The organism is Cyclobacterium roseum, from assembly GCF_010119225.1.
Classification (GTDB): Bacteria; Bacteroidota; Bacteroidia; order Cytophagales; family Cyclobacteriaceae; genus Cyclobacterium; species Cyclobacterium roseum.
The window spans coordinates 347,427-366,416 of sequence record NZ_WNKF01000003.1 but is presented as its reverse complement, the minus strand read 5'-3'; the positions used below and the strand labels follow the sequence as shown (position 1 = coordinate 366,416).

18 protein-coding genes are annotated in these 18,990 nt (G+C 45.8%); 5 read left to right on the top strand and 13 right to left on the bottom strand.

Annotated features, from left to right (window positions below; all coding sequences use genetic code 11):
• Window positions 1-39: 39 nt before the first annotated feature.
• Together pafA and GJQ68_RS06595 are read right to left on the bottom strand one after the other, a co-directional pair.
• The gene (pafA, locus tag GJQ68_RS06600) at window positions 40-1,680 is read right to left on the bottom strand and encodes an alkaline phosphatase PafA (protein ID WP_162416511.1); all 1,641 of its coding nucleotides are present in this window, start codon (window positions 1,678-1,680) and stop codon (window positions 40-42) included.
• Between the two features lie 123 nt (window positions 1,681-1,803).
• Window positions 1,804-2,412 carry a carboxypeptidase-like regulatory domain-containing protein gene (locus GJQ68_RS06595; protein ID WP_394351281.1) on the bottom strand — a complete coding sequence of 203 codons (609 nt, stop codon included), beginning with the start codon at window positions 2,410-2,412 and terminating at the stop codon, window positions 1,804-1,806.
• Window positions 2,413-2,595: 183 nt separating this feature from the next.
• On the opposite strand from GJQ68_RS06595, the gene GJQ68_RS06590 reads away from it, so the two are divergent.
• The 3 genes from GJQ68_RS06590 to pruA all read left to right on the top strand — a co-directional run bounded on the left by GJQ68_RS06590 (window position 2,596) and on the right by pruA (window position 5,389).
• Window positions 2,596-2,979 carry an ArsR/SmtB family transcription factor gene (locus tag GJQ68_RS06590; RefSeq protein WP_162416509.1) on the top strand — a complete coding sequence of 128 codons (384 nt, stop codon included), beginning with the start codon at window positions 2,596-2,598 and terminating at the stop codon, window positions 2,977-2,979.
• Window positions 2,980-2,985: 6 nt separating this feature from the next.
• Entirely contained in the window at window positions 2,986-3,681 is a 696-nt protein-coding gene (locus GJQ68_RS06585) for a YjjG family noncanonical pyrimidine nucleotidase (RefSeq protein ID WP_162416508.1), read from the top strand.
• A 76-nt stretch (window positions 3,682-3,757) separates the two neighbouring features.
• Complete coding sequence (gene pruA / locus GJQ68_RS06580; protein WP_162416507.1) at window positions 3,758-5,389, top strand: L-glutamate gamma-semialdehyde dehydrogenase; 1,632 nt, start codon at window positions 3,758-3,760, stop codon at window positions 5,387-5,389.
• A gap of 318 nt (window positions 5,390-5,707) precedes the next feature.
• Here pruA and GJQ68_RS06575 read toward each other — a convergent pair whose 3' ends face one another.
• The 11 genes from GJQ68_RS06575 to GJQ68_RS06525 form a co-directional block, all read right to left on the bottom strand.
• The gene (locus GJQ68_RS06575) at window positions 5,708-7,216 is read right to left on the bottom strand and encodes a glycoside hydrolase family 32 protein (RefSeq protein WP_162416506.1); all 1,509 of its coding nucleotides are present in this window, start codon (window positions 7,214-7,216) and stop codon (window positions 5,708-5,710) included.
• Window positions 7,217-7,238: 22 nt separating this feature from the next.
• Complete coding sequence (locus GJQ68_RS06570) at window positions 7,239-8,441, bottom strand: sensor histidine kinase (RefSeq protein WP_162340904.1); 1,203 nt, start codon at window positions 8,439-8,441, stop codon at window positions 7,239-7,241.
• A 131-nt stretch (window positions 8,442-8,572) separates the two neighbouring features.
• Entirely contained in the window at window positions 8,573-9,886 is a 1,314-nt protein-coding gene (locus GJQ68_RS06565; RefSeq protein WP_162416505.1) for an ABC transporter permease, read from the bottom strand.
• Window positions 9,876-10,778, bottom strand: a complete 903-nt coding sequence (locus GJQ68_RS06560; RefSeq protein ID WP_162416504.1) for an ABC transporter ATP-binding protein — start codon at window positions 10,776-10,778, stop codon at window positions 9,876-9,878. Before GJQ68_RS06560 ends, GJQ68_RS06565 begins: the two co-directional genes overlap by 11 nt.
• 53 nt (window positions 10,779-10,831) lie before the next feature.
• Window positions 10,832-11,719, bottom strand: coding sequence for a hypothetical protein (locus GJQ68_RS06555; RefSeq protein ID WP_162416503.1), 888 nt, complete (start codon window positions 11,717-11,719; stop codon window positions 10,832-10,834).
• A 72-nt stretch (window positions 11,720-11,791) separates the two neighbouring features.
• Window positions 11,792-12,901 (bottom strand): molecular chaperone DnaJ, encoded by a 1,110-nt coding sequence (gene dnaJ / locus GJQ68_RS06550; protein WP_162416502.1) that lies wholly within the window; start codon window positions 12,899-12,901, stop codon window positions 11,792-11,794.
• Window positions 12,902-12,907: 6 nt separating this feature from the next.
• Complete coding sequence (locus GJQ68_RS06545) at window positions 12,908-13,495, bottom strand: nucleotide exchange factor GrpE (RefSeq protein WP_162416501.1); 588 nt, start codon at window positions 13,493-13,495, stop codon at window positions 12,908-12,910.
• 81 nt (window positions 13,496-13,576) lie between these two features.
• Entirely contained in the window at window positions 13,577-14,566 is a 990-nt protein-coding gene (gene obgE / locus GJQ68_RS06540; protein ID WP_162416500.1) for a GTPase ObgE, read from the bottom strand.
• Window positions 14,567-14,684: 118 nt separating this feature from the next.
• Entirely contained in the window at window positions 14,685-15,257 is a 573-nt protein-coding gene (locus tag GJQ68_RS06535; RefSeq protein ID WP_162416499.1) for an adenylate kinase, read from the bottom strand.
• 26 nt (window positions 15,258-15,283) lie between these two features.
• Window positions 15,284-15,817, bottom strand: a complete 534-nt coding sequence (hpt, locus tag GJQ68_RS06530) for a hypoxanthine phosphoribosyltransferase (protein ID WP_162416498.1) — start codon at window positions 15,815-15,817, stop codon at window positions 15,284-15,286.
• 73 nt (window positions 15,818-15,890) lie between these two features.
• Window positions 15,891-16,802 (bottom strand): aminopeptidase, encoded by a 912-nt coding sequence (locus tag GJQ68_RS06525; RefSeq protein WP_317174415.1) that lies wholly within the window; start codon window positions 16,800-16,802, stop codon window positions 15,891-15,893.
• A 182-nt stretch (window positions 16,803-16,984) separates the two neighbouring features.
• Here GJQ68_RS06525 and GJQ68_RS06520 point away from each other — a divergent pair, with 182 nt between their 5' ends.
• The gene (locus tag GJQ68_RS06520; RefSeq protein ID WP_162416496.1) at window positions 16,985-18,259 is read left to right on the top strand and encodes an OmpA family protein; all 1,275 of its coding nucleotides are present in this window, start codon (window positions 16,985-16,987) and stop codon (window positions 18,257-18,259) included.
• A gap of 70 nt (window positions 18,260-18,329) precedes the next feature.
• Complete coding sequence (gene upp, locus GJQ68_RS06515) at window positions 18,330-18,980, top strand: uracil phosphoribosyltransferase (RefSeq protein ID WP_162416495.1); 651 nt, start codon at window positions 18,330-18,332, stop codon at window positions 18,978-18,980.
• Window positions 18,981-18,990: the final 10 nt, after the last annotated feature.

Sequence of the window (18,990 nt, the reverse complement as noted above, 5' to 3'; positions counted from 1 at the left end):
CATAAGGAAATCTCGAAAGCAAATCCCCCTTATAACCAATCATTTTGTATCCAAAATCTCACCGATCGGCTGACCGGAAGCTCCATTGGGAAGCCTGGTTTTTAGCAGCATGGCCAGCGTAGGGGCAATATCGGTGATGGTGGCATAGCGGCTGCTGCTTCCGGCCGGAACGCCCCAACCGTAAAATACAATCGGCACATGCGTATCGTAGGTATAGCCGGTGCCATGGGTGGTGCCCCGGACGGAATTGGTCAGCCAGGCCGGTTCCAATATGACCAGCACATCCCCGGAAGCCTTGTGATTGAAGCCCATCTGCAGCAAATGCTTCCTTCCATGGTTGTATTCCAATCGCTTCAAGTCCTCCGCTGTGTAGGTTTCCTTGATCCCGTCAAAGCGCAGCAGGAAATCGGCCACTTCCTTTTGCATGTCGGCCAGCACCAGGTCTTTCTCTTTGGCCAGCTCCCGGTTTAAGAATACCTGCTCGTTGGAGTAATTGGAAATCCAGTCTCCCTCCCCAAATTGCTGATTGGTAAATCCTTTTAATTGGGTCAGTACAAAGCGCGTATCCAAGCTTCCTGCGGCCACCCGTTCGCTCTGCATGTAACTGACCACATCCGCCACGCCATGGTCTGCCGTCAAAAACACCAGGTATTCGCCCTCGCCGATCTCCCGGTCCAGGTAATCAAAAAATTCCGCCAATTCCCGGTCCAGGCGTAGGTAATTGTCCTCCACCTCTACCGAAGAGGGGCCAAACCGGTGTCCGATATAATCGGTAGAAGAAAAACTTACGGCCAGAAAGTCCGTCTCCCCTCTTTTCCCCAATTGCTCCCCTTCCAGAGCGGCATAGGCCAGGTCCAGGGTGAGGGTATTGCCGTAGGGAGTGGTGCTGATCAGGCCCAGTCCTCCATTGTCCTCCTTCAAAGCGGGCAGATCATAGGGAAAAGTAGGTGTTTCCATGCCGATGAAGGGCGATTCAAACACATTGTCATCCGCTGCCCCCTGCACATAGGTTTCTACCGGAAATAGTGGTTCCCAGGTTTGGGACAAATATTTCTGAGGTAATTTTCTGTCGTTAAAGGCCTTGGCCCAATCCGGCAAGGCATCGTAGTAATAGGTGGATGTCATGAATTCCCCGGTTTTGGCATCGTACCAGTAGGCATCCCCCATGTGTCCGGCTGGCAAGGCCGCCCCTCGGTCCTTGATGGCGATCCCAACCACTTTCGACCGCTTTCCGGTAGCAAATATCAGCTCGTCCGTAATGGTACTGCTCAATAAGTTTTTGGGAGAAATCTCGCCGCTTGAAGCGGTGCCAGCCACTCCTGTAACGGTACTGTCTTCGGCGCAATAGATGGACCGCCCTAATGACCTTACATACCAGTTATTACCGATAATACCGTGTGTGGCCGGGGTAGTCCCTGAGTAAACAGAGGCATGTCCCGGTCCGGTGTAGGTAGGAATATAATTATAATGTCCGTTTTCCATCACAAAGCCGGCTTTCAACAGACGCTTAAACCCGTTTTCCACAAACCTGTCCTGGTAGCGGTAAAAATATTCCTGACGCATTTGATCCACCACGATCCCTACGACCAGTTTGGGTCGTTGCAAAGAACCTGATTTCTCTTCCTGGGCAAACCCCACTTGAGAAAGGATCAATAATCCCAGAACAACTATTTTTTTCATAATGCTATTGGTTTCTGATTTGCGCAAATATACCGGATTGCCCCTTCAAGAAATGCATAAAAGGTGCTGCAATTCCAAAAATTTGGGTTAACGGACGGAAAGTGATTCAAAGCTTTGTCGGAATCAATCCCTGTTTTTCAGGTCTCCGTTTTTGATGGATTTGATAAATTGGGCCCAGGCAAAAGGGTTAAGCAGGGGCAGCGGTCTTGGCCCGTATCGGTCCAGGGTTTGCTGGGTCTGCTGGTTAGTAAATTGCCGGAAATTCTCATTGCCGGATGCGGGCATTTCTTCCGCCCAGCGCAGAAGCAGTTGCGGACTCAGGTTGCCCCGGTTGAGCGGTGGTTCTGCATCTACATTCACGGCCAGAATGGCATTTTTAAATTCCTCTTCCGTAGGATACGGCATCACCTGTACTTCCTGCAAGGCAATTTCATCCTCCACCATGGTCAGAATGTAACTAACTTTATCCTCTTCGATGTTTTCAGGAATGGTGATGGTCTGCCTTTTGAGGCCGATAAAGGAAAACACCACACTATCTCCGGCCAACACCGGCATGGAAAAATACCCGAATCGATTACTACTGGTGCCCCTGCCCTTTTTGGGCACGTAAATGTTCACCCCGGGAATGGCAATGGTGCTATCTGCATTAAGAATGACTCCCGAAAGCTGTACCACTTTCTGATCCGGGTCATCCTGAGCCTGGGCTTGTAAGGTTATTCCTACATAAGCTATTAAAAATAGAAATAGTATTTTTATAGATGGTTTCACGTGATTCATTTTTCCGTTAGCCTGCTTCTATACATAACGAGAAGAAACCAGGCCTGTTTAGTAACAAAGTCAATGTTTTTACGATAATAAGAGAAAAACCCCTGAATTCATTAACTTCAATCCGTTTAATTTGTTAAAGTTAATTAAATGCGGCTAAAAAACATAAGTTTAAACTATGGGATGCGTGTCTTCAAGGCCCTTTCAGAGGAGCCGAGGGTACGAATCCTCCATTTGCTGATTCAAAATAAGGAATTGTGTATTTCTGACCTGGAGCACATACTTGATTTTACGCAGACGAAAACAAGCCGGCATGTAACCTATTTAAAACATGCGGGTTTAATAGGAAGTAGAAAAAACGACCAATGGACTTTCTACTATATTTTGGAAGAAGCGCAGGAAATCCTGGGGCAGATCCTGAAATTTATCCAAAAGGACCAAAACTTATTGCGGGATCAGGAAATTTACGATATCCTTTACTCCAACCGGGAATTGGCCAAAAACAAAATTGAAAACAACCTGTACCGAAAGTAACTTTCCATGAAAGCCTACCGACACCTTCTTTTTGACCTGGATCATACCTTATGGGATTACGACAGCAATGTCAGGGATTCCCTGACAGAATTGTTTGCACGGCACCGCCTGGCCGAACTGGGCGAATCAAATTTTGAAACCTTTTTTGAGGCCTTCCAGGCCACCAATCTCGAACTTTGGGATCAATTTAACAGTGGTCAGGTAGATCGAGACCAGCTGCGGGCCATCCGGTTTCAGAAGGTTTTTACCAAAGCCCGGCTAGCTACTTCCCAAATCCCCAAATCCCTGGAAGATGATTTTATCAGCCTTACCTCTTCCAAAGCAAAAGTAATGGATCAGGCCGTGGAAATCCTGCAATACCTGGGGGAAAAATACGACCTACACATTGTCACCAATGGATTTAATGAGAGCCAATATGCCAAATTAAAGGCCTCTGACCTCGAAAGGCATTTCAAGGTAATTGTTACCTCCGAAAGTTCCGGATTCCGCAAACCCGATCAACGGATTTTTGCCCATACGCTCCGCGAAATTGGCACTATTTCTGAGGAATGCCTGATGATTGGCGATAATCCCAATTCGGACATACAAGGAGCAAAAAACGCAGCTATCGACCAGGTCCACTTTAACCCCGGAGATATCCAAAGCCCGGTTCCGGCCACTTTTACCATTCGGCACCTGTCAGAACTAAAGAGCTTCCTGTGAACCCTGCGCCTTAGCAGTTCGTTTATAAAATGAAATCCTGATAAAACCATTTCTTTTAACAAAACATTTACATTTTATGCTTAAAGGCTTTTTTACCGTACCCGAACCGACCAATGAACCCGTTAAGAACTATGCTCCGGGATCCGCAGAACGAACTTCCCTACAGGAAGCTATTCGGTCGGCCCGGTCTCAGGTAGCGGACATCCCCATGTATATTGGGAGCGAAGAGATCCGGACCGAAAGTACCCAACCCATTCACCCCCCGCATGATCATGGACACCTGTTGGGACATTATCATGTAGGAGACAAGGGCCATGTTACCCAGGCGGTTAATGCTGCACTTGGTGCCAAACATGCCTGGGAAAACATGCAATGGGAGCAACGGGCAGCTATTTTTCTAAAAGCAGCCGATTTGCTTTCGGGCCCCTACCGGGACAAGATCAATGCCGCCACCATGCTGGGGCAATCCAAAAATGCCTTCCAGGCGGAAATCGATGCCGCTTGCGAGCTGATCGATTTTCTGCGTTTTAATGTAAAATTCATGAGCGAAATCTATGCGCAGCAGCCCCCAATCAGCAGTGATGGCGTGTGGAACCGGACGGAACACCGGCCGCTGGAAGGGTTTGTATTTGCCATTACGCCCTTTAATTTCACGGCGATTGCCGGTAACCTGCCAACGGCACCCGCCATGATGGGCAATACCGTCATTTGGAAACCGGCGCATACACAGATTTATGCTGCGAATGTATTGATGCAGGTATTTAAGGAAGCAGGAGTCCCGGATGGTGTCATTAATCTGATCTATGTGGATGGACCGGATGCCGGAGAAGTGATCTTTTCGCATCCCGATTTTGCAGGCTTGCATTTTACGGGCTCCACCGGCGTATTTCAGCATCTATGGAAAACCATCGGGCAAAACATCTCGCGCTACAAATCTTACCCCAGAATCGTGGGGGAAACTGGCGGAAAGGACTTTGTCATTGCCCACAAATCGGCCGACCCGAAGGCGGTAGCCACGGCCCTCAGCCGGGGAGCCTTTGAATACCAGGGACAAAAATGCAGTGCCGCTTCCCGTGCCTACATTCCGGCTAACTTGTGGGAAGAGGTAAAGGGCTTTTTAACAGCCGACCTGAAGTCCATGAAAATGGGAGGAACGGAAGTTTTCGGAAATTTCATCAATGCCGTCATTGATGAAAAAGCCTTCGACAAAATTAGCGGTTACATTGAAGAAGCTAAAAAATCGGCCCATGTGGAGCTGATTGCCGGTGGGAATTACGACAAGTCCAAAGGTTACTTTATAGAACCTACGGTACTACTGGTTCAGGATCCGCTTTATAAAACCATGGTCGAGGAGATCTTCGGACCCGTATTGACCATTTACGTGTATCAGGGGGATCATTTTGAAGAAGCCCTTGAGCTGGTGGATCAGACCTCTCCCTATGCCCTTACCGGAGCGGTGTTTTCCCGGGATCGCTACGCCATCGAACTGGCCACCACCAAACTCCGTCATGCCGCCGGAAATTTCTACATTAATGACAAGCCCACGGGTGCAGTAGTAGGGCAACAGCCCTTTGGAGGAGCCAGGGCTTCCGGCACCAATGATAAGGCAGGCTCCATGGTGAATTTGCTGCGCTGGGTTTCTCCCCGAACCATCAAGGAAACCTTTGTTAGTGCAACTGACTATCGTTATCCCTTTCTGGGAGAATAATAAAAGAATTAGTTCACGTGGCGACCGCGGCGGATACGTGGCGGGCGCTGCGTGAAATATACTAGTATTCCCTTTCGGTAAATGCTAATCTTTGCCCCCTCTGCGACTCTTTATTTAAGGCGGTGTCAATGAAGAGGAGATTGGGATGGATGCCCAGATGATTGCCCTTTCAGGTGATTACCCATTTGTTTCGGAACAATAACCGTGGGTGCAACCTGCGGAAAGCTAACAAAAACGAACCTCCAACCCCAGACGGGGTTGAACCTTTTTACGGAACATAGATCGAACTTAGGTTACTATTTTATTAACGAACTCTGGTTACCAAATGGAATTCAGGTAGTGCAACCGGTTTTCGTCAGCAAAGCCCTTTAGTTCGATTTGTGTATACCTATGCTCTGGAAACAGCAAATCCGTCATCACCAATTCGCCCTCATTGATAAATACCTCGATGGAAGACCGATCCAGATAAATACGGAGATTCTGAACCGTTAGATCCCCCAGCGGTGCCTGGTGTCGAGCTGGAAAACGTTCATTAAAATCCACCAAACCCGATTGCGTCCTGTCCAGTATCAGTATCCCATCCGCTTTTTCCAGAATTACCTGTTCCCCTTCAGAATTATTGAAAACGATTCTAAAAGTTTCCTCATCAGGAGTCAGTACGAGTTCGGCCAATTCTTCCTCCAGTAAAATAGTATCTCCGGAGATCTCATGGCTGCTTTTTCGTAATTTTTGCAATTCTTTTACCGGCCGGGAAGCGAGGTGCCATTCCGGTGATTTGCCCCAAAGCAATAACTCCCGGGGAAGGGTAGTGGCCGATCGCCATACTTCGGTAGGTACTACATTGGCATATAGCCAGTTGCTCATCCATCCAATAAACAACTTCCTTCCGTCTGAGGCGGGAATATTGGACCAGGTCACGCCGGCATAATTATCGGCCCCGTAGTCCAGCCATTTTATTTCGTTTTGATCGGTGGAAAAGGTTTGTCCGTCAAAATCTCCTATGAAATATTGCGTAGCGGAACCTCCATTCGGTCCTCCCGGATTGATACTTACCAGTAACACCCATTTTTCCTGACCATCGGGAGTCGTCAAGGGAAACAGATCGGGGCATTCCCAAACACCTCCATAGGCCGCCCAGGGAGGATTGAAGTCGCTTTCATGTGTCCATTGGAGCAGGTCTTCAGAGGAATAAAAACTAATCTTATCTTTTACTGCCAGGGACATCATCCATTTATCCCGACCCTCTACCTGAATTTTACTCACCTTGGGGTCTCGAAAATCCCGTATCCCTGGATTTGCTAAAACGGGGTTATCCTCATATTTTTTCCAGGTCCTACCCTTATCCAGGCTAAAGGCGATTCCCTGCGTCTGAAAATCATCCCGGCCGGCATCGGCTCCTACCGGATCGTGGTAGGTGTAAATGGCTACCAGCGGAGGGTTATCCTCCGTACCCAGGCCGCTGGTATTTTCAGCGTCAAAAACTGCTGACCCTGAAAATATCCATCCCAATTCATCCGGCTCAAGCGCTACAGGAAGTTGCTCCCAATGAACCAAGTCCGTGCTTACCGCATGCCCCCAATGCATGGGTCCCCAAACGGTGCTATCCGGATAGTATTGATAGAATAAGTGGTATTCCCCTTCGAAATAAACCATGCCGTTGGGATCATTCATCCAATTGGCTTTCGGACTGAAGTGAAATTGAGGTCGATGCGGCTCCTGATAGGTGTTCCCGGAAGATTCGGAAACCGTTTCCGACTGATCGGTTTGGCAAGAAAAGACCAAAAATAAGGCCAAGGCAATTGTAATATGTTTTACCAGTTGATTCATTGGTTATTTATTTTCTGTTGGCTCATTCTTCCGAATCCCTCACACCGAGCAATACGATCCGAAAGGTAGTGCCTTTGCCCAATTCGGACGCATTGACAAAAATCCTTCCGCTATGGTATCCTTCAATGATCCGTTTGGCCAGGGTGAGTCCCAGCCCCCAGCCACGTTGACGCGTGGTGAAGCCCGGATTAAATACCTTGGTGAACATTTTCTTTTCCATGCCCTTCCCGGTATCGCTGATATCAATAAAGACATATTTTTCGCTTTCCTTCACGATGTTTATCCGAATAGCTCCTTGCCCTTTCATGGCATCTACTGCGTTTTTACAAATATTCTCGATTACCCATTCGAACAGGGAGCGATTCATCTGGGCGTAAATATTTTCGGCATGGGAATTAAGATCAATGCTAACCTTACTGGAAATCCGTGGTCGAAGATAATTGATAGCATCTGCAACTACTCCGTATACGTTTTCGGGTTTAATGACCGGGGTGCTTCCGATATTGCTAAATCGTTCGGTAACCATGCTTAGCTTTCGGGTATCCTTTTCCAGTTCCGTGATCACTTCCTGATTTTCTTCAAACACCGGGGAATTTTTCAGGTAATCGACCCAGGCCATCAGGGAGGCCAGGGGCGTACCCAGCTGATGCGCGGTTTCCTTGGTCAGTCCGGCCCATAGCCGGTTTTGTTCGGCTACTTTGCTTTGGTTAAAAAAGGCATAAGCCAGTACCCCAAAGACCAAAATAACGGATAACTGTACATAGGGGTAGTATTGCAAGCGGGTAAGCAGATCAGAATTTCGGTAAAAAATAAAGGCATCGTCCGACAGGCGAATCGGTTCATAAAGGTCCTTCATCGCTGCCAATTCTTCCAGCAACTGATCCCTTTTTTCCTCCTCCGTACTATTTTTCCTGAAGTGAACATTTTTATATTCTATGGGTTCGCCTTCGGCATTAACGGTGATGACGGGGATGGATTTATTTTCCTGAATGATTACCTGAAAAATAAAGGTAAGGTTATCGGAATTTAACGAGGCGTACTCCAGTGCTTCCGCATACAAATCTACCTGCCGTTTCTCTCTTATTTTGAGTTCTTCTACCAGGGTATTGGTATAATAGATGGAGCCCAATCCAATGATGATGGAAAAGGCGAATACCCCCCATTTTACTTTTCCCCTGTTTTGGTAAAGGTCCAGTGAGGTCAGGTCTTGAAATTTGTTCTTCATTAATTAAACGTGTGTCCCAACTTAAAGAAGTTCATTAACAGAAACAATAGATCTCCCTCATTATTGCCTGCAAAACCGAAAAAAATACCTGGGAAAGGATGCATTGCCCAAAGGGCTACAAATCCGGGGCTTTACCCATTATCCTTAAGCCACTTCCATAACACTTTGTATCCCACCTTGGTACCATGCACCAGGATACCAATACGGTAAATTTTGCCTGCCATCCAGGTGGTGGAGAGAAACCCAGCCACCAGCAGCCCAATCGAAAGGGCAAGTTGATGCCAGGGTACCCCAAAGCTAACCCTTCCCATCATCGCGACAGGAGAGGTAAATGGAATAATAGAAAGCCAATAAGACACGCGGCTGTTTGGATCGTCCAAAACAAAAATAAACAAGCCCATATAGGCGATCAAAAGGGGAATGGTCACCGGAAACATAAATTGCTGGGCATCCGAGGGACTATCCACTGCTGCACCGATGGCGGCAAAGAACGCACCATACAACATATATCCTCCTATAAAATAAATCAGAAAAGTAAGGGTCAGTTGAAAAAAATCGATCCCCTGTACCAGTTGGACCATTTCCATCAGACCTTCTTGCCCAGTATCGGGAAAAAGCTCCTGCTGCCCGGACATTTCCAGCATTTGCTGCTGAGGCATGGTCATTCCAAAATAGCCCATTACCAGGGAAGAAATGGCACTGATCAGCACAATCCAGATCAAAAACTGGGTCAAGCCAACCGCTCCAATCCCCAGGATTTTACCCATCATTAGTTGGAATGGTTTGAGGGAGGACACCAGGATTTCGATAATCCGGCTGGACTTTTCCTCGATGACACCCTGCATGATTTGATTTCCATAGACAAAGATGAAGGTGTAAATCAAAATCCCAGCTATAAAGCCGACGGCATAATTGACGACGGAATTGGAAACCCGCTCCCCTCCCGGTTCGCCGACGATGATGGATTGAATATTGACATTGGTCTTTAATGAAGACAAGACCGCCGGGTCGATACCGGATGCAAAAAGCCGAAACTCTTCAATTTTTTGTTTTAGGGAAGCTTCCAGGCTGCTGATCATGGAGAGCGCAGGGGTTTCTTCACTGTAGAAAGAAATGCCCTGTGGCCTTTCCAGGTTCAACTCGGGAATGTATAAAAAACCAAAGCGCTTCCCTTCCTGCACCAGGTTTTTAGCTTCCTCAGGACTCAGCTCGCCATAGGAAAAGGTGTACATTTCGTTACTCTCCAGAAAATAAGCGTTGTTTTCATCCACCACTTCGATCAATTTACGGGTCTCTGTCGAAGTATCCGACAGGGCTATCCAAAGAAAGAGCCCCAATATCGTGGGGAAAATAAGTGGCGTAATGAGGGTAGCCAGTAAAAAGGATCTTTTTTTCACCCTGGCCAGATATTCTCTTTTGATCACTAGAAAAATCTTACCTGACATGGCTCTCGTTTACTTTTTGGATGAAAATTTCTTCAATGCTGGGGATAATCTCTTCGAATCCCAGTATTTCACCGTATTCCATAAGTTCGGTAAGCAGGGTGTTTGGTTGGCGCCCATTCAGGTCCATGGTGAATTCCTCATACCCTTCTTTCTGTTCCATAGTTCCCCAGGGAACCGCATTTCCTTCCTCCTTTCGAATCATTTTCACCCGGAACCGGTTAGTTTTGGATTGATTTTTTATGGTCTTGACCGGACCGTCCAGGATTTTTTGCGCCTGATTTATCAGCGCAATATGGTCACATAGCAATTCCACCGACTCCATGCGATGGGTGGAAAAAATAATGGTTGTTCCCTGCCGTTTTAATTCCAGAATTTCATTTTTGATGATTTCAGCATTTACGGGATCAAAACCCGAAAAGGGCTCGTCTAAAATCAGCAGATCGGGTTGATGAAGCACGGTAGCGATAAATTGCACCTTCTGGGCCATTCCTTTGGAAAGGTCCTGGATTCTATTTTCTTTCCACCTACTCAGGTCCAGTTTGTCCAGCCAGGCGGTTATCCTTTCCTTCGCATCCTGCTTTTTAAGCCCTTTGATTTGGCCAAAATAGAGCAATTGCTCCTTGACTTTCATGGCTTTGTAGAGTCCTCTTTCCTCAGGCAAATACCCGATATTCCGCACATGCCGCATTTTTAGCGGTTGTCCTTTTATCAGAATCTGTCCGGAATCCTGTTCGATGATTTGATTGACGATTCGAATGAGGGTCGTCTTTCCTGCACCATTCGGCCCTAAAAGTCCAAATATGAGCCCTTGCCCTACCGACAGGTCGAAGTCTTTGAGTGCCACATGGGCCCCATAGGATTTATTTAAAGATTGAACACTTAATAACTCCAACTAAAATCTTTTTTAACGATACAAATCAGCCCGGACACAGGCTTTTCCTGTTTTCATTCCAAAGATACAGATCCCACGGAAACATCTATCAAAAAGGTCATGAGGTTTTTGGCATCTGCCTGATATCCCTGGCTTACATAGGTTTTTTCTCCGATTTCTTTGAGGTGGCCAGGCACCTTTGTCCTGCACATGGCAGTAGATTTGATCTTTACTATATAAGGGAGATTCCGGGAAGGCAGTTTGATATTCACCGACCCTGCTCCCATCATTGCGTTCACCGTGGTAGGCCCGGCCATGGTGTCACCAAAAGAAAGGTTCAAGGAGCCATAGTTGATGTCAAGCAGCAATAACCTGGCGTTTGATAGCTGCAGGTCCTCAGCATACAGCGAACCCATATTAATGCCTACGGCCAAGGTATCCATGGCTACCGAATTGGGTATCGGCTTCGAATAGGCCAGGTACACATCCGCGGAAGCGGTTTTTATCACGCAGTTGGAAATCGGGAGATTTGCAAAATCCAGTCGGGCCTTGCCAATCCCGAAATGAAGTTGTAGATCGTATAAAAAACTGGCATCCAATCCAACTTCCCATTCGTGATCAAAATCATCATCACCACTGGAAAATAACCGGTAGGAAAGGTTTTTGCTCAGGCTTTCGGATTCGACATTTTTGTGTTCCAACGCTGCATATAAAACACCATCCGCAAAATGGTGGGAAAAGGAAGGCAAAATATTCACTTTTCCTAGTTCCGCATTTGCTTGAAAAGGCATGCCAGCATAGCTTCTTTGGATCGTGGAAACCCCTTTGTAGCTGGAGAAGGAAAGGTTAACAAGGTTGATTCCTTCCCTTTCTTTCACCTCAAAATGCCTCACAATCTGTCCCTCGGTGGAAATGATCAGGCAAGTGACCAAACTTATCGCTACAATCAATCCCTTAAACATACGGAATTAATACGATTGGGCTTCCAAAAGGTTTCTTAGAAACAAAAAAGGCCGGTATCCGGCCGTTCACTTTCAAAAGAACTCCTTTACCTTATCAAAGATGCTTTTTTCGGATTTTCCAGGATTGGGTCTGAAGTTTTCCGAACCTCTGAGAGATTCTAATTTTGCTCGCTCCTCTGCGGTAAGCTCCTTCGGAGTCCACACATTCACGTGGATCAGCTGATCTCCTTTGCCATATCCATTGAGTTCCTTGATACCTTTCCCTTTCAGGCGCAGGATTTTTCCTGCCTGGGTACCGGGCTCGATTTTGATTTTTACTTTACCATCGATGGTAGGTACCTCTAGCGATACTCCCAGAGCCACATCCACAAAACTCAAGTATAAATCATAGACCACGTTATTTCCATCCCTTACCAACACCTCATCTGCGATCTCTTCGATGAGTATCAGCAAGTCGCCAGGAACGCCTCCGGGGGTTTCATTTCCTTTCCCGGTCAGGCTCAGTTGCATTCCATCCGCAACACCTCCGGGAATGTTAATCGGAATGATTTCCTCCTTTATGACCAAGCCTCTACTGTCAGCATTGGCAGGCTTTTTATCCACGGTTTGGCCACTGCCCTCACAGGCAGGACAAGTACTGGCAGAAACCATTTGACCCAGCATGGTATTCACCACCTTTTTGATTTGGCCACTACCCTGACAAGTACTACAGGATTTAAAGGTAACGCCATCGGCAATCATGTGCCGCTTGACTTTGATCTTCTTTTCTACGCCATGCGCCAACTCCCGCAGAGTAAGTTTGAGTTTGACACGAAGGTTGGTTCCTTTCTTGGTTCTACGGGAACCTCTGCCTCCTCCTCCAAAGAAAGAGTCGAAACCACCACCTCCAAAAATATCTCCAAACTGGGAGAATATGTCATCCATATTCATTCCACCGCCACCGAATCCACCATTTCCGCTGACACCCTGATGGCCAAACTGATCGTACCGCTGTCTTTTTTCCGGATTACTCAATACTTCGTAGGCTTCCGCTGCTTCCTTAAACTTGTCTTCAGCGGTGGGATCGCCCGGATTTTTATCCGGGTGATGTTTAATGGCCAACTTTCTGTATGCTTTTTTTATTTCTTCAGGGCTCGCGCTTTTTGATATGCCGAGTACCTCGTAATAGTCTCTTTTTGCCATAACTATTTATTTTCCAATTACCACTTTGGCAAAACGCACCACTTTACCAGCCAGTGTGTAGCCTTTTTCCACCACGTCTACAATTTTGCCTTTTAATTCTTCTGACGGGGCAGGTATTTGGGTAATTGCCTCATGATATTCAGCGTCAAAATCCTTACCTACCAATTCATCCATGGGCTTCAATCCCCTGGCGGTAAGCATACGCAATAGCTTGTTATAAATCAATTTACTCCCGGCATCCTTTTGTTCTTCATCATTGGCGTTGTTTTCAGCCTTGAAAGATCGTTCAAAATCGTCCAGAACGGGTAATATCTCCTGAATCAAGTCCTGAGAGGCGGTATTTACCAACTCCAATCGCTCCTTAGCCGTCCTTCGCCGGAAATTATCAAATTCAGAGTACAACCTGACATATTTGTCTTTCAGCTCTTGGTTTTCCTTTGCCAATTTGGCTGATTCAGACGTTTCGGACGCTTCGGATTCATTGGAAACTTCCTTCTCCATCTCTTGGTTCACGTCTCCTTCATTTACAGGATTTTCTGCCGTTTCCGTCTGTTCCAGACCTTGTTCCTTATCTTCTTTCGCTCTATCTGTCATTTTTATTTCTGTTTTTCAAAAATCCATTTACCATGGAACAATTAACTTGCCATTCTTTTCATGTATGCCATTCTGACACGCTTACTGCAATGACTTCCAAATCAAGTCTTTGAGTTCGGGAAGTTGAAACCCGGTTACGGAGGAAATAAACAAATGGGGCACGCCTTTTGGAACTTCAGCTTCCAAGGCCTTCATCAGTTCGGTATCCAGTAAATCTGCTTTAGATATGGCTAAAATTCTCCGTTTATCCAATAACTCCGGATTGTACTGTTCCAGTTCCGATACCAGAATTCGATATTGCTCCCCCAGATGTGCCGCATCTGCCGGGACCAGAAAAAGTAATATGGAGTTTCTTTCTATATGGCGAAGAAACCGTAAGCCCAGGCCTTTTCCTTCGGCAGCTCCTTCGATTATTCCCGGAATATCAGCCATAACGAAGGATTGGTCTCCCCGGTAATCTACCACGCCCAGATTGGGCACGAGGGTGGTAAAGGCATAATCAGCAATTTCAGGTTTGGCAGCTGAAAGGCTGGCCAACAAAGTGGATTTCCCTGCATTAGGAAACCCCACCAGTCCCACATCTGCCAATAATTTCAATTCCAGGATAATCCATTCTTCCACGCCCTCTTCGCCGGGCTGCGCGTAATGCGGGGCCTGGTTGGTTGCCGTCTTAAAATGATCATTTCCCAAGCCTCCTCTTCCGCCAGGCGTAAGAATAAATTCCTGACCATCTTCGGTGATTTCACATCTGACTTGTCCCGATTCAGATTCTCTGGCAACGGTTCCGATCGGAACTTCCAAAACGATATCCTGTCCATCTGAACCTTTCCGCCTACCGCCTTCTCCGTTCTTTCCTCTTTCTGCGATGACATGCTTTTTGTATTTGAGATGTAGCAGTGTCCAAAGCTGCGCATTACCTCTCAGAATGACATGCCCGCCACGACCCCCATCTCCACCGTCAGGCCCGCCCTTGGGCACGTGCTTTTCCCGACGAAAATGCACGGAACCATTGCCCCCTGCACCCGAACGGGAACAAAACTTCACATAATCAATAAAATTAGAGCCTGCCACCTCGTGTTTATTTACTGTACGTTTTTTTCATTTTCCAGCTCATTGACATTCAACCGCCCGGAAAAGAAAATGGCTAAGCGCTGAAGCTTAGCCAGAAACAATGCTGCAAAGGTACAGATTAATAATTATCTATAACAGTACAAATTTTTTGAAAAATCTCATCGATCGCTCCGACACCATCTATTTTGGCTAATTTTCCCTGTTCCTGGTAATAGTTGGCCACTGGAAGGGTTTCGTCGTTATATACCTTTATCCGGTTATTTATTTTCTCCTCATCCTGATCGTCTGCCCTTCCGGACGTTTTCCCCCGTTCTCTGATTCGCTTTTTAAGTTCTTCTTCCGGCACTTCCAATGCGATCATCCCGGAAATGCGCGTTCCCTTTTTGGTCAACAATTCATCCAATGCCCTGGCCTGAGCAACTGTACGTGGAAATCCGTCAAAAATAAACCCGGTCAGGTCAGCGGTCGAGTTGATTTTATCATCCACCATGCCGATGACTACTTCATCGGGGACAAGGTTTCCTTCATCCATGTACTTTTGGGCCAGCTTCCCTAATTCAGTGCCTTCACCCAAGTGCTTCCTGAATAAATCCCCGGTGGATATGTGTTCAATTTTATATTTTTCAATCAATTTCTCGCTTTGGGTTCCCTTTCCGGCTCCCGGAGGGCCAAATAAAACAATATTCAACATAGGTTCATTTTTTTTAAAATGGATTATTAGAATTCTGTTTTTTGATAAAGTTGTCGAAGATTTCTCCCCTGTCCTTTGTAATCCAATCCATAACCGATCACAAATAAATCTGGGATTTCAAATCCAGTATATCGGATACCTATCCTTTCTTTTAATGCATCCGGCTTCAAAAACAAGCTCGCTATTTCCAGACTGGCGGGATTACTGCTGCCAAGCAGGTCCAGCAGGTAAGACATGCTTTTTCCCGTATCCACAATATCTTCTACAATTAATACATCCTTTCCTTCCAAATCGGTATCCAAGCCCATCAACACACGGACATTTCCGGTACTTTGGGTACCCGAATAGGAGGCTAACTTTACAAAGGATACCTCCATCGGAAGGTCAATCGCCTTGCAAATATCAGACATAAACATGAAACTACCGTTCAAAACGGCCAAAATTACCAGTGATTTGTCCTTATAATCCTCATTTATGGCATCCGCCAACTGGTTTACCCGATTTATAAGTTGCTCTTCAGAGATAAATGGCTTAAAAAAAAGGTCGTGGATTTTAATCATGTAACTACGATTTCCCTGAGCAGCAAGGCTACTTTCAAAATTTATTTTCGAATAAAAGACATTTTCGAATCCATTACAAATTTTGCATTAAATATTGATACAATTTAACCATGCATTCCAAGTCATAAAATGCGGCTTTTTCGGCGGGGGTGTGCGGATTTTCTTCGGCGATACCAATAAAACACCAGTCTATGGGATAGGGGGACAACTGGATTTCCCTTCCGTCGCTCCCCCCATAAGCTTCTACCTCCAATTGGTAGGGGACAGTACTTTCATCTGCTTTTTGAATAATCCTGTCCAAAAAACTCTTTCTCGGTATGTGACTATCCCTTAGCGAAATCACGGCTCCTTCATTTAAGTGAATCCCATCGGTCACCCAGGTAACGTCTGCGATTAACCCCTGCCGGATACCCCATTTCTCATAAATAAACCGGAGAAGAAAAGGCATGGACCCTCCTCCGTGTTCCTCATAGGTGCTGAATACAACCAATCCGTTTTCCAGGGTTTCGCACAGTTTCAAGAGCGCATAAATGCCCAATCTATTGTCCAGATAAGCGGCTTGAATAAAGCCCTCGGAAAGCTTAATATCCTGTTCAAACGCCAGTAAGGTACCTCTCTGAATGCCCCTGGGGAAATCGTGGAAAAGATTTCCCTCTTTTTCCCAAAGCCTGCAACGGATGTCTCCCGCCTGATCCCGCCCCTGTAACCAGGTACCTTCCAAAACCTCGGGACCTCCTACTGGAACCAGTTGGTTTTCATACCTGCTTGTAAACCCTACCGTATCCATGTGCGCAAAAGCGGCCGTTTCCGGATTACCAAAAGCCAGGATGATATTATCCTGAAAATCTGGACCAAAAAAAAGTTCTGGTGAAACCTTCCATGCGCTTCTTCGTTTTAGAATTTGTTCGATTAGATACGATGCTATTTTGGATTCATCACCTGAAACGCTATTTAAATAAAGAATTTCTTTCAATAAATTTTCCATTGGCATAGTTTATGTTAAAATATTTTATAAATTTCGGGTCAGCTATCCTTTTTATCGAAACAATTGAGATAGATGTTTAAAGTTCCCATAATTTAATATACATTTGTATCACAAACCGAGTAAAAAAACTAGTAGCAATCAAAATCAATTAAAACACTGAATGTTGTAAAAAATTTTTTATCATGAAAAAAATAATACTATCAACACTAATGGTTGGTGCTTTAGCATTAGGCGCTAATGCTCAAGACGACTTCAACAAATGGTCCATAGAAGTAAATGGAGGGTTTAATAAGCCAATGGCGCCAATGACGCCGGGATATTATTCTCCGACATTAAATCTGGGCCATGTGGATCTGGGAGCCCGGTATATGTTCAACGAAAAATTTGGAACCAAACTTGATTTTGGTTTCGGTAGCTTTAGTAGCGCTAGCGATACTCCGGATTTTTCTTCCAACTATTACCGGTTAAACCTGCAAGGAGTAGCCAATCTCGGGAGAATAATGAATTGGGAAACCTTTTCTCAAACGTTCAACCTACTTGGCCACTTTGGCGGAGGAATCGGAAGATTAACTCCCCAAGAAAATCAGTGGGCTGATTTTCAGGATAATCAGTACAATATTATCTCTGGAATGACCCTGCAAGTTCGCCTGAGCGACCGCATTGCACTTAATGGCGATATTTCCAACATCGTGGCAGGAAGACAAGACGTGGCCTTTGATGGTGCTTCTTCGATCAATCCTGCCTCTGAAAATGGATACTATGGTGCGAATTCTGTTTGGTGGACAGGAACTGTAGGTTTAACTTTCTACCTGGGTAGCAATGCTTCTCATGCAGACTGGTATCTTAGAGACAGTAAATATGCTACTAAAGAAGAGCTAGCCACGCAGATTGGCGAGATCAAGGATATGTTGAAGGATTCTGATGGAGACGGTGTTCCGGATTACCTGGATAAAGAGCCTAACACTCCAGCTGGAGCAAGGGTAGACTCTCATGGTGCAACCATGGATTCTGATGGTGATGGTATCCCTGATCATGTAGATAAGTGTCCATTCGTACCAGGTCCTGCTTCTTTAGACGGTTGCGCTCCTGATGATACAGAGGAGATCGACTACCTGGCTAAGGCAATCAATGATGGCTACGTAAACGTATACTTTGCATTCGACAGTGCCAAGCCACTTGGATATTCTGCATCTTCCGCTCATTATGTGTCGAACTTCATGAAGCGAAACCCTGGCGTACAGGTAGAGCTTAAAGGATATGCAGATGAGTTAGGCCCTGAAGATTACAACATCAAACTTTCTGAAAGGAGAGCCAAGTCGGTATATGACTTACTAATCGCCTCCGGGATTTCTGAATCTAGATTGACTTACAAAGGCTATGGTGAGGATACCAGCGTAGACAAATCATCTGCAGATGCCCGACAAATGGCAAGACGAGTAAGTTTTGAGATCAAATAAGCACGAAATCAACTAAAAAATGAAACCCGATCTTAATAGATCGGGTTTTTTTGTTTTAATTTGTTTCAGCATGCATATTTTAAACAATCAAAACTCAATTGCCAATCATTACCTGGCGGAGCTAAGGGATGCTTCGGTCCAAAAAGATCGGATGCGATTTAGAAAAAATATGGAACGACTAGGTGAGATCCTCGCCTATGAGATTTCTAAAACACTTCCTTACAAAAAGCGCGTCATTTCGGGGCCCTTTGGTGACATTCAAACGGATTTACTGACCGAACAGCCGGTCATTATTTCCATTCTCCGAGCGGCCGTCCCATTTTATCAGGGAGTTCTCAATTTTTTTGATAAGGCTGAAAGCGGATTTGTGGGTGCCTACCGCGTAGAGAATGATGAAAAAAATGAAGCCATAGAGATTAGTTTAAATTACCTGGCTGCACCATCCCTGCAGAACCGGACCGTGATCATGGTAGATCCCATGCTTGCAACGGGAAAATCATTCATAAAAAGTATCCAGCACCTCCTTGCAAATGGAAAACCAAAGCAAATTGAAATTGCAAGTGTTATTGCCGCTCCGGAAGGCGTTGCCTACATTCAACAAAACCTGGACCTCCCGCATCGGTTCTGGACGGTTGCTTTGGATGAAAAGTTAAATTCACAATCTTATATTATTCCCGGACTGGGAGATGCTGGTGATCTTGCTTTTGGTCCTAAACTTTAACGGAATTTCA